Below are 19,547 nucleotides of genomic sequence, written 5' to 3'. Positions count from 1 at the left end.
GGCCTCTGCGGATAGGGGGATCCGAATGATGAAACCGGAATTACAGCTGTTCGAGTCAAACCCCATCATCGCGGCGGTGACCGACGAAGAACAGCTGGAGGAGGCTCTGGCCTCCGACTGTGACATTTTATTTTTCCTGTGCGGCAGCATCTGCAGCATCGGCAGTCTGGTGGACCGGGCAAAAGCGGCCGGCAAGCTGGCCTTCGTACATCTGGACCTGACCCATGGCCTGGCCGGGAAGGAGATCGCCGCCGACTTCATCAAAGAGTTCACCCGGGCCGACGGGGTCATCAGCACCCGCCCCCTCCAGCTCCGCCGTGCCAAGTCCATCGGTCTGATGACAGTATTGCGGATCTTTCTGGTGGACTCCCTGTCCCTGGCCAACCTCCGCAAACAGATCGACGCCTGCGGCGCAGATCTTGTGGAGATCATGCCCGGCGTGATGCCCAAAATGATCCGCCGCGTGTGCGAGATGACCGACGTCCCGGTCATCACCGGGGGGCTGATCGCCGAAAAGGAGGACGTGATCAGCGCGCTTTCCGCTGGGGCCCAGTGCATCTCCACCTCCTGTGGCGGTCTGTGGCGCGACCTGTGACCGGGGTCCTCCGCCAAATAGCACAATTTTTTTCTGAACCGCAAGAAAAAATCTTGCATTTTCCACAGCTCCCTGTTATAATATGGGCAGCTGAACTAGTTGCTTGAGATGAGTGTGACAACTACCAGTAAACCTGGGGTTGCTGCGCTCTTTTTCTTTGCGCGGCGCCCCGAAATATAAAGAAGGAGTGCGAGATTTATGGAAACCAGACCCTATGTATCCTGGGAGCTGATGAACAACTTCATGATCGACGTGTTCAAGGCTTACGGTGTGCCCGAGGAGGACGCCAAAATCTGCGCCGACGTCCTGTTGGAGTCTGACCGCCGGGGCATTGAGAGCCACGGCTGCAACCGCTTCAAGCCCATCTACCTGGACCGCATCAAAAACGGCACCCTGCTGCCCGTCACCAAGATCGACATTGTGAAGGAGACCCCCACCACCGTGGTGATGGACGCCAACAACGGTATGGGCATGGTAGCCAGCTACAAAATGATGGAAATGCTCATTGAGAAGGCCAAGCAGTACGGCATGGCAGGCGGCACCATCTTCAATTCCACCCACTACGGCATCGCCGGCTACTGGACCACCATGGCGGAAAAGGCCGGCATGATCGGCATCAGCGGCACCAACGCCCGGCCCTCCGTGGCCCCCACCTTCGGCGTGGAACCCATGATGGGCACCAACCCCTTCACCTTCACCATCCCCACCGACGAGGAGTTCCCCTTCAACTTCGACTGCGCCACCTCCATTGTCCAGAACGGCAAGATCGAGTTCTATGAGCGCATGGGCAAGCCCACTCCCGCGGGACTGGTGGTCACCGAGGACGGCGGCACCATGACCGATTCCGGAAAGATCCTCAAGGACATGCGGGCCGGCAAGTGCGCCCTGCTCTCCCTCGGCGGTCTGGGTGAGGAGACCGGCGGCTACAAGGGCTACGGCTTCACCACCATCGTGGAGATCCTCTCCTCCGCCCTGGCCGGCGGCCCCTTCATGAAGGAGCTCAGCGGCAAGAATCCCGACGGCAGCAACAAGATGTACCGCCTGGGCCACTTCTTCTTCGTCATCAACCCCGAGTTCTTCATGGGCCTGGACACCTTCAAAAAGACCGCCGGCGACATCTGCCGCGGCCTGCGCGCTTCGGAGAAGGCCCCCGGCGCCGAGCGGATCTACACCGCCGGCGAGAAGGAATACCTGGCCTGGCAGGACCGCAAGGACAAGGGCGTGCCTGTGGGCGAGGGCATTCAGAAGGAACTGATTGAACTGCGCGACGAGCTGAAGCTGCCCTACCACTTCCCCTTTGAAGACTAATTGTCAATTTTTGATATTGGAGGATATGAATCATGGATTACGCAAAAGAGTCCCTGCGCCTGCACGGCGAATGGAAGGGCAAGATCGAGGTGGTGGCCACCGTCCCCGTTGCCACCAAGGATGACCTGTCCCTGGCCTACACCCCCGGCGTGGCCCAGCCCTGCCTGGAGATCCAGAAGGACATCAACAAGAGCTATGATCTGACCCGCCGGCACAACCTGTGCGCCGTCATCACCGACGGCTCCGCCGTCCTGGGCCTGGGCGACATCGGTCCCGAGGCCGGTATGCCCGTCATGGAGGGCAAGTGCGTGCTGTTCAAGGCCTTCGGCGGCGTGGACGCCTTCCCTCTGTGCGTCAAGACCAAGGACGTGGACGAGTTCGTCAACGCCGTCTACCTGATCTCCGGCTCCTTCGGCGGCATCAACCTGGAGGACATCGCCGCCCCCCGTTGCTTTGAGATCGAGCGGAAGCTGAAGGAGAAGTGCGACATCCCCATCTTCCATGACGACCAGCACGGCACCGCCATCATCACCCTGGCCGGCCTGACCAACGCCCTTAAGGTTGTGGGCAAGAAGAAGGAGGATGTGAAGGTGGTCACCTCCGGAGCCGGAGCCGCCGCCATCTCCATCGTCAAGCTGCTGCTGTCCGCCGGATTCAAGAACGTGACCATGTGCGACCGGAAGGGCGCCATCTATGAGGGCCGCGAGGGCCTGAACTGGATCAAGGAGGAGATGGCCCAGGTCACCAACCTGGAGAAGAAGGCCGGCTCCCTGGCCGATATGCTGGTGGGCGCCGATGTGTTTATCGGCGTGTCCGCCCCCGGCACCGTCACCACCGAGATGGTCAAGACCATGAACAAGGACGCCATCGTCTTCGCCTGCGCCAACCCCACCCCCGAGATCTTCCCCGATGACGCCAAGGCGGGCGGCGCCCGGGTCATCTCCACCGGCCGCAGCGACTACCCCAACCAGATCAACAATGTGCTGGCCTTCCCCGGCGTGTTCCGCGGCACCTTTGACGTCCGTGCCAGCGACATCAACGAGGAGATGAAGATGGCCGCCGCCGAGGCTCTGGCTGGACTGATCTCCGACGAGGAGCTCAACGAGGAGTACATCATCCCCAAGGCCTTCGATCCCCGTGTGGGTCCCGCCGTGGCCAAGGCCGTGGCTGAGGCCGCCAGAAGATCCGGCGTGGCCCGGATCTGAGGGCGCCGCCCCTATTCACCACCACGGAGGGCGTATCGATGATCGATTTCAAGCAAAAAAAGCTGTTTTTGCTGGATATGGACGGCACCATCTACCTGGGCGACACCCTCTTTGACGGGACCCTCGATTTCCTCAACCGCGTCCGGGAGCGGGGCGGCAAATACCTCTTTGTCACCAACAACTCCTCCCGCAGCGTCTCAGCCTATGTGGACCGGCTGGAGGGCATGGGCATCCCCGCCGCGGCGGACGATTTCCTCACCTCCGTGGACGCCCTGGTCTGGTACCTGCGGGGCAAATACGATGACGCCCTGATCTACGCCTTCGGCACCCGGACCTTCCGGGAGCAGCTTTCCGAGGCGGGTTTTCGGGTGACGGACAAGCTGGAGGACGGCGTCTCCCTGCTGGTCTGCGGCTTCGACACCGAGCTGACCTTTCAAAAGCTGGAGGACGCCTGCATCCTCCTGGGCCGGGGCGTGGACTTCGTGGCCACCAACCCGGACTGGGTCTGTCCCACCTCCTACGGCTCCGTCCCTGACTGTGGCTCCGTGTGCGAGATGCTGTTTCGCGCCACCGGCCGGCGGCCCAAATTCATCGGCAAGCCGGAGCCGGAGATGGCCCTGCTGTCCATGGAGCGCTACGGCTACTCCCGGGAGGAAACCGTCCTTATCGGCGATCGGATCTACACCGACATCGCCTGCGGCGTCCATGCCGGCATCGACACCGCCTTCGTCCTCTCCGGCGAGGGCGTGCCCGCGGACATTGAAAAGTTCCATATCCAGCCCTCGGAGACCTATCAGAACATCCGGGAGATTTTCGACCGGATGGGATGATCCCCCTATTTCCCCACTAGGCAATCTGTGTATTCTTCCAAAAAGCAGCAGCGTTTTTGTTTATATTGACTAAAAATCTCAGCCGGAAAACCGCTGTTTTTTAGCTTTCATTGACATTTTTTCTCAGCTGTTCTATAATAATGTGACAAACGTTAAATTGCTGTTAAGCCTGCGTGAAGGGAATGTAAGTCCGCCGGAGCCCCTCCGGCGGGGGCAGCAAAACAAAGGCTTTCAGAAAAACAGAAGGAGAGATTTAAGATGAAAAAGACAATCGCAATGCTTCTTGCCCTGGCCATGACCCTGTCCCTGTGCGCCTGCGGCGGCGGTGGCAGCAAGTCCACCCCTTCCACCGGAACCACGTCCGCCGGCAGCGCCGCCTCCGCCTCCACCGCCGAGACCGATCCCGCTGATGACTTCTATCTGGACATCAAGTTCTCCAACGTATTCCAGCCCACCGAGTGGAACTACAAGGCCTCTGAGAAGCTGGCTGAGATGATCACCGAGCGCACCGAGGGCCACATCAATGTTACTTACTACGGCCAGAACGAGCTGGACTGCTACGGCGACTCCGTCACCCAGGCCGTCAACGGCGCCAACTGGATGGGCCTGGAAGAGCCCTCCCTGTTTGCCGACTACGTGGGCGACGCCGCTGTGCTGATCGGCCCCATGCTGTACAACAGCAATGACGAGTACAACTACGTCATGGAGTCCGACATCGTCAAGGACGTTATTGACCGTCTGGCCGCCGAGAACATCCACATTCTGGACACCCACTACTCCTTCGGCTTCCGCAGCGTGGTCACCAACCGCGACATCTACACCCCCGCCGATCTGACGGGCGTCAAGCTGCGCGCCACCTCCTCCGCCATGTTCTCCAAGACCGTTGAGTGCCTGGGCGCCATCCCCACCCCCATGAGCTTCACTGAGTGCCTGTCCGCCATCTCCTCCGGCGTGGTCGAAGGCTTCGAGGGCTCCACCTCCACTCTGGCCGGCGCCGGCGCCCCCTATGAGCTGGTCAAGAAGGTCGCTCTGACCAACCACCTGATCGCCACCCGCTGGCTGTTCATGCCCGAGGACCTGTATCAGTCCATCCCCGAGAAGTGGAGAAACATCATCGACGAGTGCGCTGTTGAGTGCGGTATCTGGGAGCAGACCAGCTGCGCCGAGGACGAGGATACCCAGAAGAAGATGCTGGCTGAGAACGGCGTCACCTGGAACGAAGTGGACCTGGACGCCTTCACCGAGGCCTGTGCTCCCGTCTATGACTGGATGGTGGAAGAGTATGGCGCCAACCCCGAACTGCGTGACCAGCTGGTCGCTCTGATCAACGACTACCGCGCCAGCAACAAGTGATCTTTTCCATTCCCCTCTTTCCCAAAAACATGTAACATTTCACTCAGCATAGGCCGTCCGAGTGAATGGGCGGCCTATGCTGAGGTCCTTAAAAGCAAAGTTCCTTTCCCAATGCCGTGCGAGTTCGTACCATCCCAACTGATTTTGTAAGGAAATGCGTATGGAACATAAAAAAAAGATCACTCTTAAAACGGTCCTGACAAATCTGGACGCCATTATCACCGCGGTGACCCTGTCACTGTGTACGATTCTGGTCAACCTGAACGTTATCTGCCGGTACTTCCTGAACAGCCCCATCCAGTGGAGCGAAGAAGTCGTTACCAGCCTGTTCGTGTGGACTGTGTTTATCGGCAGCGCCTATGCCTACCGTAAGCACTCCCACTTGGGCATCGACATCCTGGTCAACCTGATGCCTCCCAAGGTCCGGAATATCGTTCGTGACATCATGAGCGTCGTGGAGCTGCTCATCCTGATCATGCTCACCGTGATCAGCGCCCAGTATGCTTACAACCTGGTCTTCTCCCGAGGCGTCCTGAAGATCGCGCTAACCGATATGCTGCGGGTGCCCAAGGTCTACACCGGTATCGCTGTTCCCATCGGCTTCGGCCTGTCCACCATTTACTCCATTTACTTCCTGCTGACGGACCGTCTGCACATCATCAAAAAGAAGCCCGCGGCCGCGCAGGCGGCAGAAGAAGGGGGGATTGAAGAATGACGTTGACTTTTACGGACATGATCCCCATTTTCATGGTCTTCATCCTCTATTTCCTGGGTCTGCCCATTGTCTACGCCTTGTTCGGGTCCACTTTCTTCTACTTCCTGTTCATCGACACCACCTCCCTTCCCTGGCTGATCCTTCAGAAGGTCATGAACTCCACCCAATCCTTTTCCATGCTGGCCATCCCCTTCTTCATCATGGCCGGTTCGGTGATGAACTTCGGCGGGATCAGCGACAAACTGATGGACTTCTGTGAATGTGTCACAGGACATATGAAGGGCGGTCTGGCTCAGGTCAACGTTCTTCTGTCCATGCTCATGGGCGGCTGCTCCGGCTCCGCCAACGCCGACTGCGCCATGCAGTCCAAGATGCTGGTCCCCGAGATGGAGAAGCGCGGTTACTCCAAGGCCTTCTCCGCAGCCATCACTGCCGCCTCCTCTGCGGCTACCCCCGTCATCCCCCCCGGAGTCAACCTGATCGTTTTCACCCTGATCGCTCAAGCCTCTCTGGGCCGGACCTTCGCCGCCGGCTATATCCCCGGCATCCTGATGGCCATCTCCATGATGATCACCGTGGCCATCATTTCCCACAAGCGCAATTACCCCACCACCCGTGATAAATTCCCCCCCATCCGGGTCATTCTGAAGCAGGCTCTGATTTCCTTCTGGGGGCTGTTCTTCCCCTTCGGCATCATTTTGGGTATGCGCTTCGGCATGTTCACCCCCTCTGAGGGCGGCGCCATCGCGGTCCTGTACTCCTTCATCATCGGGCGGCTGGTCTACAAAAAGCTCAGCCTCCGCAAGCACCTGATCCCCATCCTGCTGGATACCATCTCCGGCACCTCCAGCGTGGTCCTGATCATGGTGTCCGCAAATGTGTTCGGCCAGTATATGACCTGGATCAACCTGCCCAAGATTGTCGCCAGCGCGATCCTGGGGATCACCGAGAACAAGTGGGTCTTCATGATCCTGTGCAACGTGGTCTTCCTGATCATGGGTATGTTCCTGGAGGGCGGCGCGGCTCTGATGATCATCACCCCTCTGCTGCTGCCTGTGGCGCGGACTCTGGGCATCGATGTCTATCACTTCGGCCTGGTGGCCATCGTCAATATCATGATCGGCGGCATCACGCCTCCCTTCGGCTCCATGATGTTCACCACCTGCGGCATTACCAGGTGTCCCATCACCGACTTCCTGAAAGAGGTCTGGCCATTTATCCTATGCCTGTTCCTGGTACTGATGTTGCTGACCTTCTGTCCGGTGCTGATCACCATTCTTCCCGACCTGATGTACGGCGCGGCAGCCTGACCAGTGACTCTGGTCTCCCAGCATGTCACATAATCTGAGAGGTCGTGTGGCCTCTCAGATTTTTTATCAAACCGCCCGTCAGGGCGGTCCAACCAACCGTTCCGGCGCCCGGAACGCAGAGCAGGTGGAGATGGATATGACATACTATGAAGTAGAGATGCACCACAGTGAGGAGAGTTTCGAATCTCTGGCCCATATGCAGTACGACCTTTTCTGCAAAAGCAACCGCACGGTCCGCACCCTTCTCAGTCTGGCCTTTGTGATCGCAGGCGTTTTGAATTTTTCCAGCTGGTGGGGCATTCTCCTTGTGGCCTATGGCTGCTATCTGACCACCAGCACGTACAGCTCCGCCAATCACACAGCCCACAAGCTGACGGCTCAGATCAAAGAATCCGGCATGCCGTTCCCCGCCTCCCGGTATGTGTTCCGTGACAAAGCCATGGACGTCATCCCCCTCCCGGCCGGAGAGAAGAAAGACAGTTCCCTGGCCTACGCCGACATCTGCCGTTTGGGGGAGGATATGGAGTATTTTTACCTGTTCCGGGACCAGTTTGGCGGATACATGGTCCCCAAAGCAGCACTGGGAGAAAAGGTCCCGGATTTCCGCCTCTTTTTGGAGGAACGGTCCGGTCTGGTCTTCCATGCCCGCTCCGCTCCCATCATCCGTGTCCTGCACCGGCTTTCCGCCCGGAAAAAGGCTTCTCAGCCATGATTTTGTAACAACCGATGTCCTGTGTTCCGGCGGCAGCACATCCGCCGGCCAAGAGAAAGGGGGCATCTCCCAATGATCGTTTTCTTTGACTATTTCCGGCAGTGCAACCTGCCGGCTGTGGCTTTACGGCTGGTCCTGGCCATGCTTTTCGGCGGTATGCTGGGGATCGAGCGGGCGAAAAAAGGCCGGGCAGCGGGCTTCCGCACCTACATGTTCGTCTGCATGGGAGCGGCGCTGACAGTATTGCTCAGTCAATACGAGAGCATGATGCTGTACGGTCCCTGGAACAGCGTGGCCCAGGAGGTAGGCATCCGTACCGACGTCTCCCGTTTCGGCGCCCAGGTGATCAACGGCATCGGCTTTTTGGGCGCCGGCACCATCATCGTCACCGGGAAACAGGAGGTCAAGGGCCTGACCACCGCCGCCGGGCTCTGGGCCTCCGCCTGCATGGGTCTGGCCATCGGCGCGGGCTTCTATGAGTGCGTGATCCTGGCCTTCCTGCTGATTTTCCTGTGTATCCGCTTCCTTCCCTCTCTGGAGTCCGCCATTGTGGAGCGCGCCCGGAATATGAACATCTATGTGGAGTTCACCTCTCTGGACGACGTGGGAGCGATCATCAGCCAGATCAAGGCGCAGGACGCCCAGATCTACGACGTGGACATCACCAGAGGCAAGGAACAGTACGCCCAGCGGCCCAGCGCGGTATTCTCCATCCGCCTGAACCAGCGGCGCGCCCACGAACAGGTCCTGACGGCCATCTCCGAACTGGAGAACATCACCGTCATTGACGAAGTATAGGAGGGTAGGTCATGTTATCGATTCTCGATCCCCTGCGGGACATCACCTTCCTGTCCGTGGCGGTCCGGATGCTGCTGGCCGTCATCTGCGGCGGCATTATCGGCATGGAACGGGAATATAAGCGGCGTCCGGCCGGTTTCCGCACCCATATCCTCATCTGCCTGGGGGCGGCCATGACCACCCTGACCAGCCAGTACCTCTATCTGGTGCTCCATTACTACACCGATATGGCCCGTCTGGGCGCCCAGGTGGTGGCCGGGGTCGGTTTCATCGGCGCGGGCACCATCATCGTCACCCGCCGCCAGCGGGTCAAGGGCCTGACCACTGCCGCCGGACTGTGGGCGGCCGCCATCATCGGCTTGACCCTGGGGGCCGGCTTCTATGAGGGCGGCCTGCTGTCCACCCTGCTGATCCTGCTGGCGGAGCTGCTGTTCTCCAAGCTGGAATACCGGATGCTGGACAACGCGCCGGAGATCAACCTCTACATGGAGTACAGCGGCAGAAACTGCCTGGACAATGTGCTTCGGCTCTACCGTGAGCAGGAGCTGAAGCTGCTGGATGTGGAGATCACCCGGAACTCCGACGGTGAAAAGATCACCTCCTGCGCCATCTTCACCCTGCGGCTGAACAAAAAGTGCAAGGCGGACTGGCTCCTGGGACAGCTCCAGGCGATCCAGGGCGTGGTCCTGGTCCAGGAGCTGTAAATGAGCGCTTTTCTTTCGCGGCTCAACGGACCGTTGGTTGCCTTTTCTCCCCCGCTCTGTCATAATGCCGTTGGAGGGATGAAGAATGGATCAACAGAAAACCGGCTCGCTCATCCGCGCCCTGCGGGCGGAACAGCATATGACCCAGCAGGCTCTGGCTGACGTCCTGGGGGTCACAGACCGCGCAGTCAGCAAATGGGAACGGGGATTTGGCTGCCCCGACGTATCCCTCCTGCCCAGTCTGGCCCAGGCCCTGGGCGTTCCGGTGGAGCGCCTGCTGGCCGGAGAGCTAGAGGAGCAAGATCCGGATGGAGGAAGTATGCGTCAACTGAAATTTTATGTCTGCCCCCAGTGCGGCAACCTCATCACCGCCACAGGCTCCGCTGTACTGTCCTGCTGCGGTAGAAAGCTGGAGGCGCTGGAGCCCCGGAAGCCCGACGAGGAACACCGCCTGACCTTTGAGCAGGTGGAGGACGACTGGTTCATCACCGCCTCCCACCCCATGGTCAAGGGTCACTACCTGTCCTTTGCCGCCCTGGTGTCCGGGGAGCAGGCCACGGTGATCAAGCGGTGGCCGGAGTGGGATTTCCAGGTCCGTCTGCCCCGCCGGGGCCACGGAATGCTGTTCTGGTACTGCACCGAACACGGGCTGTTCCGCCAGCCTCTGTGAACGAAAGAGAAGGAGCCGGTCACAATGACCGGCTCCTTTTTCCTCTCTTTCCACGCGCGCGTCCCCGCCTTCTCCTCACCCGGCTGCCATTCACATCATTCTTATGATCTCCTTTTTCAGCCGGGCGATGATCCGCTTCTCCAGACGGGAGATGTAGGACTGGGAAATACCCAGCTGATCGGCCACCTCCTTCTGCGTCCGTTCACGGCGCCCGTCCAGGCCAAAACGCAGGGTGATGATGGTGCGCTCCCGCTCCTCCAGCCGGTCCATGGCCCGGCGCAGCAGCTGCCGGTCCACATCCGCTTCAATGGGCCGCATGACCAGGTCCCCGTCGGTACCCAGCACATCGGACAGTAGCAGCTCGTTGCCGTCCCAGTCGGTGTTCAGCGGTTCATCAAAGGACAGCTCCGTTTTCTGGCTGGCCGTCTTGCGCAGGTACATCAGGATCTCATTTTCGATGCACCGGCTGGCGTAGGTGGCCAGTTTGATGCTGCGGTCCGGCTGGTAAGTGCCCACCGCTTTGATCAGGCCAATGGTGCCGATGGAGATCAGATCTTCGATGTTGATCCCGGTATTCTCAAACCGTCGGGCAATATAGGCCACCAGGCGGAGGTTGTGCTCGATCAGCAGATTCCGCGCCTGACTGTCCCCCTCCCCCAGGCGTGCGATCATCCCGGCTTCTTCCTCCCGGCTCAGCGGCGGGGGCAGGGTGTCGCTGCCCCCTATGTACATCACTTTTCCCGGCAGGCACAGGCCCAGCCGTGTCAAGATAGACCCCAGGCGATCTTTCAGGCTCCAGAATATTCCTTTCATGCACTCCTCCGACCTTTCCGCACTATCCTCCCCGGACGGCTCCCACCAGCGCCCGGTACCCTCCCCCGTCTGACACTGGCGTGGGAGACAGCGCCACCAGGATCCCGCCCTGGTCCACACCATTCAGTTCCAACCGATCCACCCGCAGGGCCAGCAGCAGCCCCCGGTCCACCCCCACCGCCCGGTAGGGCAGCAGCCGAAACCGGCCTCTCCATTCTCCCCTGCTCAGCCGGTCCAGCGCCCCCGCCGGTTCCCGCAGGTCCTCCGGGCCGGGGCACCGGTCCCCCGGGAACAGGGGGCCCAGGCTTTCCCCTTCCGCCACCATGACAGGGCGCCCGGAAACCGGATCGGTCAGGGTGTTTCCCGTATCCACCAGGGCGGTCAGCTTCACCGTCCGCTTTCCCAAGGTCAGCTTCGCCTCCACCAGCTCTCCGTTCAGGGCCGTATGCTTCCCCAGCCGCTGAAAGGCCACTGTCAGAATCCCATAACAGAAGGCCGCTGACAGCAAAACCATGTTCAGATCCAGTTTGGAGTAAAAAACCCCCTGTGGCCCCAACGCCAATCCCTGGCCTCCCAGCAGACCGATGGCCACCACTCCGCCCCCGAAGGCGCAGGTCAGCGCCAGAAAAATCAGTCCCTGCCGCAGAAGCCTTCTGCTGCCTCCATAGGCGGCCATCACCATCAGCACTCCCGCGGCCACTCTGCACAGGGGATGGTTCAGAAAGCCCATGCCGGGCAGGAACAGAGCCACGGCATACAGCCCGCCCAGCGCCGCTCCGGCTCCAAACTGGAGCCGCCGCAGGGGTTCCCCCGCCAGCCGGGCCGCACCCAGCAGCAGCAGGTAGTCCACCAGGGCGTTGAGCAGAAACAGGGTATCCACATAGATGACCACCGCCACTCCCCCTCCCGGTCCTCTGTTGGCGCGACCGCACGGAGCAACCGCTTTTCGTTTGATTCAACAGAGGTTATTATAGGGGCTTGGCCGGGAGAAAGGAGTCAAATTCGGCGGCGGAACTCTCTTTGTCCCGAGACGCCATGTTCCGCCCCGTTCCCTCCGAAAACGCCGGCCCGGTGCACGCAGGCGGTTCTTCCCCTACAAATTTCGGATGATCCCCGGCGCTTTGTGGGGATTTCACGGGAAAAGCAGGATTTTTTGGCGGTGTTTTCGGATTGCCCTTGTTCCCCGTCTCTGAATATGGTATTATGAATCAAACGAAACAATCCGGCCATACGGGCCGGTTGAACGGCATCGGAACTTCAACGAAAGGAGGGCCCCTCCCATGCACGACATTACCAGCATCGGCGAAATTTTGATTGATCTGACCCAGATCGGGACCGATCCACAGGGGAACGGCATGTTTGCCGCCTATCCCGGCGGCGCGCCCGCCAATGTAGCAGTTGCCGCCGCCCGCCTCGGGGCCTCCTGTTCCTTTCTGGGCAAGGTGGGACAGGACGGCTTTGGCGACACTCTGGTCCGCACCCTTCAAAACAACGGCGTGGACACCTCCGGCGTCTGCCGCGGTGACCTGCCCACCACACTGGCCACAGTGACCATTTCTCCCCAGGGAGAGCGGTCCTTCCGCTTCCTTCGGGGCGCGGACCAGACACTGACCACCCGCGAGGTGGAGGAACACCTGCCCCGGAACGCCACCTTCCTCCACTTCGGTTCGGTGAGCCTCACCGCCGGTTTATCCCGGTCCGCCACCATTTTTGCCGCCCGGCAGGCCAAGGCCAACGGCTCCCTCATCAGCTTTGACCCCAACTACCGCTCCGCCCTCTGGCCCTCCCGGGAGTCGGCCATCCAGTGGATGACCATTCCCCTGCCCATGGTGGACCTACTGAAAGTGTCCGATGAGGAATTGCAGCTGCTCACCGGCACGGAGGATCTGGAGCAGGGCGCGCTGGCCCTGTCCCGCAAGGGGGTCCGGATGGTTCTGGTCACCCTGGGCCCCCGTGGAGTTTTTTACCGTTGGGAGGGGGCTACCGGACTGGTCCCCGGCGTCTCCGTCCAGGTGGCCGACACCAACGGAGCGGGCGACACCTTCCTGGGGGCCGTCCTCAGCAAGCTGGCCCGGCGGCCCGCCGGACCCTTTGAGGCCCTTTCTTCCCCAGAGCTGGAGGAGATCCTCTCCTTCGCCAACCGGGCCGCGGCCCTCACCTGCTCCCGCAGCGGCGCCATCCCCGCCATGCCTACCCTGGCGGAGCTGGAGGGCTTCGGCCGTTCCGGACAAGGGAGTTGAATTCTATGAAAGAATTTTCCTATACCATCACCAATTCCGTAGGAATACACGCACGCCCGGCCGCACTTCTGGTGGAGACGGTCCGCCGGCTGTCCAGCTCCGTCACCATTCGGAAGGGCGATCAAACCGCCGCCGCAAACCGGATGATGGCCCTGATGCTCCTGGGTGTGGCCCAGGGGGATCAGATCACCGTCACGCTGGAGGGACCGGAGGAGGAACAGGACGCCGTTCTTCTGGAGAATTTTTTCCGGGCGAATTTGTGACCATATTCCGGGAGGTGTCACCATGGAGCTTATCACCGGCCGTCCCATTGCACCCGGTGTTGCCGCCGGCCCCATCCACATTCTGCGGCAAGATACACCGCGTCCCGACTCCGGTTCCTGTCCAACAACGCCCCAGCGGGAACTGGACCGTTTTCACCTGGCCTGCCGCCAGGCTGCGGAGGAGCTGGCAGGCATGGAATCGGCCGCGCAAACACAAGCAGGCCAAACCGGGACCGACCTGCTCCACATCCACGCCATGCTACTGGAGGACCCGGATTTTTTGGAGACGTCTGAGGAACTGATCCGCAACGGCGCAACCGCCCAGGAGGGGGTCATGGAAGCCGGCCAGCGCTTCGCCGACGCCTTTTCCGCCATGGATGACCCCTACCTCCAGGCCCGGGCTGCCGACATCACCGGACTGGCCCAGCATGTGTCCGACCGGATCACCGGACGCCGCGACGCCCCGCTGCCCGCCGTTCCCGTTCTACTGGCGGCGGAATCCCTCTCCCCCGCTCAGCTTCTGGGCTGGGGCCGGGAACGGCTCCTGGGGCTGGTCCTCACCCACTGCGCCCCCTCCAGCCACACCGCCATTCTCGCCCGGGCCATGGAACTGCCCACAGTGCAGGTCTCCGCCCTGGAGAAGCACTGGCAGGGGCGTCAGGCAGTTTTGGACGGGACTGCCGGCCAGCTCCGGCTGGACCCGGACGCCGCTCTTCTCTCTCAGGTCCAAACCTTCGAAGACAACACCCAGGAAGCGCGGCAGCCCAGCCAGTTTCCCGCTGTCACTTCAGACGGCCGCAAAGTCGCTCTGCTCGCCAATATCGGCCACCCGGAGGAGGCCGGCCGGGCGCTGGCCCGGGGGGCGGAAGGGATCGGCCTGTTCCGCAGCGAATTCCTCTTTCTGGACCGGGATTGCTGCCCCACCGAGGAGGAGCAGTTTCTTCTCTACCGCCAGGTGGTTCAGGCCATGGAGGGACGCCGGGTGGTTATTCGGACCCTGGACGCGGGGGCGGACAAGCCCCTCCCCTATCTGGACCTGCCCCGGGAGGAGAATCCCGCCCTGGGCCGCCGGGGCATCCGCCTGTCCCTGACCCGTCCCGGCCTGTTTCGCCCCCAGCTGCGGGCCATTCTCCGCGCCGCCGCCTTCGGCCCCGTCTCCCTCATGTTTCCCATGGTTTCCGCTCTGGACGAGGTCATTCGGGGCAAAGCCCTGCTGGAAGAATGCCGCCGGGAGTTGGAGGCTGAAGGAGTCCCCATGGGGCCTGTGGAAGTGGGCATTATGATCGAGACCCCGGCCGCCGCCTTGATTGCCGGCGAGCTGGCCCGGGAGGTATCCTTCTTCTCCATCGGCACCAACGACCTGACCCAATACGCTCTGGCCGCCGACCGCCAGGAAGCTGCCGCCTATGATCCCCACCATCCGGCGGTCCTGACTCTGATCGGGATGGCCGTGGAGGCCGCCCACCGCCACGGATGCCGGGTCGCCCTCTGCGGCGAATTGGGGGCCGATTTGGAGATGACCGAACAACTGCTGCGTCTGGGCGTAGACGAGCTGTCCGCCTCGCCCTCTGCCCTCCCCGGACTGCGGCGGCATATCCGGGAATTGGACCTGCGCTGACTGTCCCGGGGCACATTCCGCTCATAACCGCTACATAAAAATGAGGCGGCTGATTTCCATCAGTCGCCTCATTTCATCTGTTAGGACACAAAAACCGAAGGACGGCAAATGCCGTCCTTCGGTTTTTACATCATTGTGTTTTAGAGCCGGTTCAGCCCAGGACCACCAGCAGATCGTCGGTGTTGACGGTGCTGCCCACGGTGGCAGAGACGGACTTGACGGTGCCGGCCACGGGAGCGGAGACCTCGATTTCCATCTTCATGGCCTCCAGGACCACCAGCACATCGCCGGCGTTGACCTGCTGGCCAACCTTGCACTCCACCTTGAACACGTTGCCGGGCATGGGGCTGTTCACCGCGGTCTCACCGGCGGACACCGCAGCGGGAGCGGCGGCGTGAGCAGGAGCAGCCGCAGGGGCGGGGGCAGCGGCAGGCGCAGGAGCGGCCACAGGGGCGGCTACGGGCGCGGCAGCCACAGGAGCGGCGGCCACGGGAGCAGCAGCCACGGGGGCGGCGGGGCCGTCGGCCTTCTCCACGGACACCTGGTAGGGCTTGCCGTCGATGGTGACGGTGAAGGTGCCGGTGCAGTCCTCACGGTTGCCCATCACCAGGTGAGGCGGCTGATAGGTGGCGGCGAAGGGCTCGATGGGACGGGCGGTATAGCCGCTGATCACGGGAGCGGGCACGTTGGCGTAGTAGACATGGCCCTGCCAGGTGGGCAGAGGTGCGGGCTCCGCCTTCTTGGGGGCGGGAGCAGCGGCCTTGGGAGCCTCCTTCTTGGGGAAGCCGGCCTCGCGGTCCTTGAAGAAGGCCATGGCCACCTGGGGGAAGGCGATGTAGGACAGGACGTCCTCGTCGCTCTTGGCCACGCCGGCCAGTTCCTTCTTGGTCTTCTCAAACTCGGGCTCCAGAGAATCGGCAAAGCGGCCCTCCACCAGGGGGGTGTCGCCCAGGATCTTCTTCTGGATGTCGGGATCGATGGGGGCGGGAGTACGGCCGTATTCACCGCGGCAGTAGGCCTTGATCTCCTTGCCCACCACCTTGTAGCGCTCACCGGCCAGCACGTTCTGCACGGCCTGGGAGCCCACCATCTGACTGGTGGGGGTGACCAGGGGAGGATAGCCCAGGTCGGCGCGGACCTTGGGGGTCTCGGCCAGGGCCTCGTCCAGCTTGTCGATGGCGTTCATCATCTTCAGCTGGGAGATCAGGTTGGACAGCATGCCGCCGGGGATCTGGTAGTTCAGGCACTGGGTGTCGGTGGCCATGGAGATGGGATCCAGGGTGCCGTCCTTCAGGAAGTCGGCGCGGACGCCCTTGAAGAAATCGGCCATCTTGATAAGCACCTTGTCGTCCAGGTCCACCTCATAGCCCAGGTGGCGCAGGGCATAGGCCAGCGTCTCGGTGGCGGGCTGGGCGGTGCCGCCGGACATGGGGGAGATGGCGGTGTCCAGCACGTCGGCGCCGGCCTCTACCGCCTTCAGGCAGGTCATGAAAGCCAGGCCGGTGGTGCAGTGGGTGTGGATGACCAGGGGCAGCTCAGGCACCGCGTCCTTGATGGCGGCGGACAGGTCATAGGCCTCCTTGGGGCCCATGATACCGGCCATATCCTTGATGCAGATGGACTGCACGCCCATGCTCTTCAGGTCCTTGACCATCTGGACGTTCTTCTCCAGAGTGTGAACAGGGCTGGTGGTGAAGCAGATGGTGCCGGAAGCGTGGGCGCCCTGCTTGTTGGTCTCGTCGATGGCCACTTCCAGGTTGCGCACGTCGTTCAGGGCGTCGAAAATACGGATGATGTCGATGCCGTTCTTTACAGAGTACTCCACGAACTTGCGGACCACGTCGTCGGGGTAGTGCTTATAGCCCAGGATATTCTGGCCGCGCAGCAGCATCTGCAGCTTGGTGTTGGGCATCTTGGCGCGGATCTTGCGCAGACGGTCCCAGGGGTCCTCCTGCAGGTAGCGCAGGCAGACGTCGAAGGTGGCGCCGCCCCAGACCTCGGCGGAGTAGAAGCCGGCCTTGTCCATGGTCTCCAGAATGGGCTCGAACTTGCTGTACGGCAGCCGGGTAGCGATCAGCGACTGGTTGGCGTCACGCAGCACGGTCTCCGTAAACTGTACTTTTCTCATGTCAATCGACCTCCGTATTGCTCCACACGGGAGCATTTTTCACGCATAAGGAATTGCCCACAGGGCAGCGGCATCGTCAGAATAGCCGCGAAGTCACTTGTTATCATTTTAGTATATCTTTCCTCATAAAGCAAGTACCTCCCTCGGAAGAATCGATGCTTTTTTCTGCCCTATCTTGTCTTTTCTTGCCCTATCTTCCGCGGCTTTCCGTCTGCCATCCCCAAATGACAAAAACCGCCGCAGCAGAATCAACGAAATCCTGCTGCGGCGTTCAATCGTCCCTTTCACCGGCCGGCTGCGGTCTTTTCATTACCGCTCGCTGCACGGCTCCTCCTCGCGGGGGTGGGTGTCTTCATAGTTGAAGATCAGATCGTCCACGTCCACGTCGGACCGGACCCGGGACCAAATATTATTGACCTCGCGCTTCATCATCGTCATGCTGTTCAACTCCTTTCCGCCCATCGAAATGGGTATAAAAATACCATCGTCTGCGCCGCAAACGATGGAGGAAAAAGACCGTGTTCAGAATTCGCCGGCCCTCATTCAGGCCCCGCGTTCGCGCACACTTTGCTCCCACCGCTTGCAGCCCGGCCAGCCGCCCTGGGTTACATAACGAAAGCTCCGCATCCTGTGCCGCCTCTTTCCTCTCTAATCCTTTAATAATGATTAGTTTTTCAGAACCTGCCTCTCAGCTTCGGTCCTTTCAATTATTGTAAACCTTTCTTCACTTTCTGTCAAGTAAATTTTTCTTTTTTATGCAAGAATTTTCCCTGTTTAGTGCAAAACCGGAGAGATGCAGCCAACCGCACCTCTCCGGTCCCGGCGTGTCCGCTCAGTTGGTGGGCTGCTGGTTGGAGAACTTGGTATAGGCCTGGCTCACCTTGTTTTGGGGCGCCTGTTCCACCTGATACCACCCCTTGGCCTGGGCCAGCTTGAACAGGTCGGTCTGGGTCATGTGGCTCTGGTTGAAGAGCTTCAGAAAGTCGTCCCGCAAACTCGTGCTGACGCATTCGGAGGCATAGCTGTCATAATTGGCGGACATCTTCTTCTCGCTGCAAAGAAAATCGGTCAATCTCTCCTGGTCGTTCATTGGTACTCCCTCCTCAGCGCAGATAGTTCAGCAGGGTCTTGTAGTTCTGCATGTGTTGGTCGGCGCAGCTCTGGAATTTGCTTTTCAGCTCCTGGTCCTGGCACTCCTGGACGGCGGACAAGTACTTGCAGTGGAGCACCTTCTCAAAGTCCAGCTGGTCGGACAGGCCATCCAGTTCCTTGGTGGTCAGATTGGACATAGACGTTCCTCCTTTTGGCGGGTCGGGCCCGTACTAAAGGTCAGTCTTGCCCAGCGGCTCCGGTTTTATGCGGGACTTTTGGCCTTCCCTCCCGGTCAAAGGTCCAGACCAGGTGGACCTTCCCCTCCAGCCGCTCCGGCCGCGCCAGGCAAAACAGGGGCTCCAGCGCCACCGGACCGTCCGTCCGGAATGGGGCCGCCAGGCGGAAGCCGTCCCCCTCCTTCCGGCACAACATAGGGCCACGGATCATACTACGGAGCAGCGGATCCCGGATCATCCGCTCGGGATGGGCCTCCCGGTACCACCGCTCCCCGCCGGAGAAGGAGAAGGCCATGACGGCCTCCGCCCCCGACGCCGGCCAGCAGCCCGCCCGCTCCAGCTCTCCCTGGGAGATGGTCCGCCAGAGCCGGAGCACATTTCCCTCGGGCGCCATGGTCCCCAGCAGCAGGCGGCCGCCCCGCTGTCCCAGCAGCCACACCTTATACAGCCCCCGGTCGTCCCTGGGGCGCACAGCCTCCAGCAGTACCCGCGGCCCGTCCCGGCGCAGGGTCAGGGTCCCGCCGCCCCTCATCTCCAGTTTCTGCTCCATCGCTCCCCACCCCTTCTCCCCTTATTCTATGCCGCGGGATTGGGAATTCCACACCGCTTCCCCGGCCACCCGTTTCCATTGGCCGCAGAAGAAAATTTTCCCTTGACAAACCCTTCCCTTTCAGCTAAAATCTACAACAAGCAAATGCGATGACGGGAATAAAGACGGCGGAATGTCCCTCTCAGAGAGCCGGTGGTTGGTGCGAACCGGTGTGTGGCGCCGCTGTGTATGACTGGTCCCCGAGCAGCCTGTTTGAAGGTTTCAGTAGAACAGGACGTCTGGCCCCGTTACCGGCCGCGGCCTTGTTGGAGGCTTTGAGGGCCGTTCGGGTGACCGGCGGCTGAACCAGGGTGGTACCGCGTGACATTCACGCCCCTGACTTTACCGAGTCAGGGGCGTTTTTCTAT

21 protein-coding genes and 1 other annotated feature are annotated in these 19,547 nt (G+C 61.1%); of the genes, 14 read left to right on the top strand and 7 right to left on the bottom strand.

All coding sequences use genetic code 11. The features are described from left to right. Positions 1-25 precede the first annotated feature (25 nt). From I6E42_RS04455 to I6E42_RS04405, 11 genes are all read left to right on the top strand, one after another. Positions 26-595, top strand: coding sequence for a glycerol-3-phosphate responsive antiterminator (locus I6E42_RS04455; protein WP_328284079.1), 570 nt, complete (start codon positions 26-28; stop codon positions 593-595). A 198-nt stretch (positions 596-793) separates the two neighbouring features. Further along, positions 794-1,903, top strand: coding sequence for an Ldh family oxidoreductase (locus I6E42_RS04450; RefSeq protein ID WP_235370722.1), 1,110 nt, complete (start codon positions 794-796; stop codon positions 1,901-1,903). 32 nt (positions 1,904-1,935) lie between these two features. Next, entirely contained in the window at positions 1,936-3,108 is a 1,173-nt protein-coding gene (locus I6E42_RS04445) for an NAD(P)-dependent malic enzyme (RefSeq protein WP_235370721.1), read from the top strand. Between the two features lie 38 nt (positions 3,109-3,146). After that, on the top strand, positions 3,147-3,938 hold the full coding sequence (locus I6E42_RS04440) for an HAD-IIA family hydrolase (RefSeq protein WP_235370720.1): 792 nt from the start codon (positions 3,147-3,149) through the stop codon (positions 3,936-3,938). Between the two features lie 258 nt (positions 3,939-4,196). Next, entirely contained in the window at positions 4,197-5,291 is a 1,095-nt protein-coding gene (gene dctP / locus I6E42_RS04435; protein ID WP_235370719.1) for a TRAP transporter substrate-binding protein DctP, read from the top strand. A gap of 160 nt (positions 5,292-5,451) precedes the next feature. Further along, on the top strand, positions 5,452-6,006 hold the full coding sequence (locus I6E42_RS04430) for a TRAP transporter small permease (protein ID WP_235370718.1): 555 nt from the start codon (positions 5,452-5,454) through the stop codon (positions 6,004-6,006). After that, positions 6,003-7,316 (top strand): TRAP transporter large permease, encoded by a 1,314-nt coding sequence (locus tag I6E42_RS04425; protein ID WP_235370717.1) that lies wholly within the window; start codon positions 6,003-6,005, stop codon positions 7,314-7,316. Before I6E42_RS04430 ends, I6E42_RS04425 begins: the two co-directional genes overlap by 4 nt. Before the next feature lie 136 nt (positions 7,317-7,452). Continuing rightward, positions 7,453-8,028: a YcxB family protein gene (locus I6E42_RS04420; RefSeq protein WP_235370716.1), complete on the top strand. Its 576-nt coding sequence runs from the start codon at positions 7,453-7,455 to the stop codon at positions 8,026-8,028. A gap of 72 nt (positions 8,029-8,100) precedes the next feature. Then, complete coding sequence (locus I6E42_RS04415; protein ID WP_235370715.1) at positions 8,101-8,826, top strand: MgtC/SapB family protein; 726 nt, start codon at positions 8,101-8,103, stop codon at positions 8,824-8,826. Between the two features lie 11 nt (positions 8,827-8,837). Then, positions 8,838-9,530, top strand: a complete 693-nt coding sequence (locus I6E42_RS04410) for an MgtC/SapB family protein (RefSeq protein ID WP_235370714.1) — start codon at positions 8,838-8,840, stop codon at positions 9,528-9,530. Positions 9,531-9,615: 85 nt separating this feature from the next. Next, positions 9,616-10,200 carry a helix-turn-helix domain-containing protein gene (locus I6E42_RS04405; RefSeq protein WP_235370713.1) on the top strand — a complete coding sequence of 195 codons (585 nt, stop codon included), beginning with the start codon at positions 9,616-9,618 and terminating at the stop codon, positions 10,198-10,200. Positions 10,201-10,290: 90 nt separating this feature from the next. Here the strand turns inward: I6E42_RS04405 and sigE are convergent, their stop codons facing one another. Together sigE and I6E42_RS04395 are read right to left on the bottom strand one after the other, a co-directional pair. Then, positions 10,291-11,013 carry an RNA polymerase sporulation sigma factor SigE gene (sigE, locus tag I6E42_RS04400; protein WP_235370712.1) on the bottom strand — a complete coding sequence of 241 codons (723 nt, stop codon included), beginning with the start codon at positions 11,011-11,013 and terminating at the stop codon, positions 10,291-10,293. 22 nt (positions 11,014-11,035) lie between these two features. After that, positions 11,036-11,905 carry a sigma-E processing peptidase SpoIIGA gene (locus tag I6E42_RS04395; protein WP_235370711.1) on the bottom strand — a complete coding sequence of 290 codons (870 nt, stop codon included), beginning with the start codon at positions 11,903-11,905 and terminating at the stop codon, positions 11,036-11,038. 388 nt (positions 11,906-12,293) lie between these two features. On the opposite strand from I6E42_RS04395, the gene I6E42_RS04390 reads away from it, so the two are divergent. From I6E42_RS04390 to ptsP, 3 genes are read left to right on the top strand one after another with little or no spacing between them, the layout of a single operon-like run. Beyond that, positions 12,294-13,253: a carbohydrate kinase family protein gene (locus I6E42_RS04390; RefSeq protein WP_235370710.1), complete on the top strand. Its 960-nt coding sequence runs from the start codon at positions 12,294-12,296 to the stop codon at positions 13,251-13,253. A gap of 5 nt (positions 13,254-13,258) precedes the next feature. Continuing rightward, a complete protein-coding gene (locus tag I6E42_RS04385; RefSeq protein WP_235370709.1) occupies positions 13,259-13,516 on the top strand; it encodes an HPr family phosphocarrier protein in 258 nt (85 codons plus the stop codon). 22 nt (positions 13,517-13,538) lie between these two features. Beyond that, entirely contained in the window at positions 13,539-15,134 is a 1,596-nt protein-coding gene (gene ptsP, locus I6E42_RS04380; RefSeq protein WP_235370708.1) for a phosphoenolpyruvate--protein phosphotransferase, read from the top strand. A gap of 151 nt (positions 15,135-15,285) precedes the next feature. On the opposite strand, the gene I6E42_RS04375 is transcribed toward ptsP, so the two are convergent. From I6E42_RS04375 to I6E42_RS04360, 5 genes are all read right to left on the bottom strand, one after another. Continuing rightward, a complete protein-coding gene (locus I6E42_RS04375; RefSeq protein ID WP_235370707.1) occupies positions 15,286-17,262 on the bottom strand; it encodes a pyruvate carboxylase subunit B in 1,977 nt (658 codons plus the stop codon). Between the two features lie 309 nt (positions 17,263-17,571). Then, on the bottom strand, positions 17,572-17,700 hold the full coding sequence (locus tag I6E42_RS12705) for a hypothetical protein (protein ID WP_268841878.1): 129 nt from the start codon (positions 17,698-17,700) through the stop codon (positions 17,572-17,574). A gap of 394 nt (positions 17,701-18,094) precedes the next feature. Continuing rightward, on the bottom strand, positions 18,095-18,352 hold the full coding sequence (locus tag I6E42_RS04370; protein ID WP_235370706.1) for a spore coat protein: 258 nt from the start codon (positions 18,350-18,352) through the stop codon (positions 18,095-18,097). A gap of 13 nt (positions 18,353-18,365) precedes the next feature. After that, the gene (locus I6E42_RS04365) at positions 18,366-18,551 is read right to left on the bottom strand and encodes a spore coat protein (protein ID WP_235370705.1); all 186 of its coding nucleotides are present in this window, start codon (positions 18,549-18,551) and stop codon (positions 18,366-18,368) included. A 40-nt stretch (positions 18,552-18,591) separates the two neighbouring features. Further along, the gene (locus I6E42_RS04360) at positions 18,592-19,140 is read right to left on the bottom strand and encodes a hypothetical protein (RefSeq protein ID WP_235370704.1); all 549 of its coding nucleotides are present in this window, start codon (positions 19,138-19,140) and stop codon (positions 18,592-18,594) included. A 140-nt stretch (positions 19,141-19,280) separates the two neighbouring features. Continuing rightward, positions 19,281-19,520: a binding site (T-box leader), on the top strand. Positions 19,521-19,547 lie beyond the last annotated feature (27 nt).

This window comes from Pseudoflavonifractor phocaeensis (assembly GCF_021531815.1).
Classification (GTDB): domain Bacteria; phylum Bacillota; class Clostridia; order Oscillospirales; family Oscillospiraceae; genus Lawsonibacter; species Lawsonibacter phocaeensis_A.
The sequence above is the reverse complement of the archived record's forward strand: the minus strand, read 5'-3'. Positions and strand labels throughout refer to the sequence as shown.

Coding starts and splice junctions, on each gene's coding strand:
- I6E42_RS04455 (WP_328284079.1), top strand. CDS start 26: ATGATGAAACCGGAATTACAGCTGTTCGAGTCAAACCCCATCATCGCG.
- I6E42_RS04450 (WP_235370722.1), top strand. CDS start 794: ATGGAAACCAGACCCTATGTATCCTGGGAGCTGATGAACAACTTCATG.
- I6E42_RS04445 (WP_235370721.1), top strand. CDS start 1,936: ATGGATTACGCAAAAGAGTCCCTGCGCCTGCACGGCGAATGGAAGGGC.
- I6E42_RS04440 (WP_235370720.1), top strand. CDS start 3,147: ATGATCGATTTCAAGCAAAAAAAGCTGTTTTTGCTGGATATGGACGGC.
- dctP (WP_235370719.1), top strand. CDS start 4,197: ATGAAAAAGACAATCGCAATGCTTCTTGCCCTGGCCATGACCCTGTCC.
- I6E42_RS04430 (WP_235370718.1), top strand. CDS start 5,452: ATGGAACATAAAAAAAAGATCACTCTTAAAACGGTCCTGACAAATCTG.
- I6E42_RS04425 (WP_235370717.1), top strand. CDS start 6,003: ATGACGTTGACTTTTACGGACATGATCCCCATTTTCATGGTCTTCATC.
- I6E42_RS04420 (WP_235370716.1), top strand. CDS start 7,453: ATGACATACTATGAAGTAGAGATGCACCACAGTGAGGAGAGTTTCGAA.
- I6E42_RS04415 (WP_235370715.1), top strand. CDS start 8,101: ATGATCGTTTTCTTTGACTATTTCCGGCAGTGCAACCTGCCGGCTGTG.
- I6E42_RS04410 (WP_235370714.1), top strand. CDS start 8,838: ATGTTATCGATTCTCGATCCCCTGCGGGACATCACCTTCCTGTCCGTG.
- I6E42_RS04405 (WP_235370713.1), top strand. CDS start 9,616: ATGGATCAACAGAAAACCGGCTCGCTCATCCGCGCCCTGCGGGCGGAA.
- sigE (WP_235370712.1), bottom strand. CDS start 11,013: ATGAAAGGAATATTCTGGAGCCTGAAAGATCGCCTGGGGTCTATCTTG.
- I6E42_RS04390 (WP_235370710.1), top strand. CDS start 12,294: ATGCACGACATTACCAGCATCGGCGAAATTTTGATTGATCTGACCCAG.
- I6E42_RS04385 (WP_235370709.1), top strand. CDS start 13,259: ATGAAAGAATTTTCCTATACCATCACCAATTCCGTAGGAATACACGCA.
- ptsP (WP_235370708.1), top strand. CDS start 13,539: ATGGAGCTTATCACCGGCCGTCCCATTGCACCCGGTGTTGCCGCCGGC.
- I6E42_RS04375 (WP_235370707.1), bottom strand. CDS start 17,262: ATGAGAAAAGTACAGTTTACGGAGACCGTGCTGCGTGACGCCAACCAG.
- I6E42_RS12705 (WP_268841878.1), bottom strand. CDS start 17,700: ATGACGATGATGAAGCGCGAGGTCAATAATATTTGGTCCCGGGTCCGG.
- I6E42_RS04370 (WP_235370706.1), bottom strand. CDS start 18,352: ATGAACGACCAGGAGAGATTGACCGATTTTCTTTGCAGCGAGAAGAAG.
- I6E42_RS04365 (WP_235370705.1), bottom strand. CDS start 18,551: ATGTCCAATCTGACCACCAAGGAACTGGATGGCCTGTCCGACCAGCTG.
- I6E42_RS04360 (WP_235370704.1), bottom strand. CDS start 19,140: ATGGAGCAGAAACTGGAGATGAGGGGCGGCGGGACCCTGACCCTGCGC.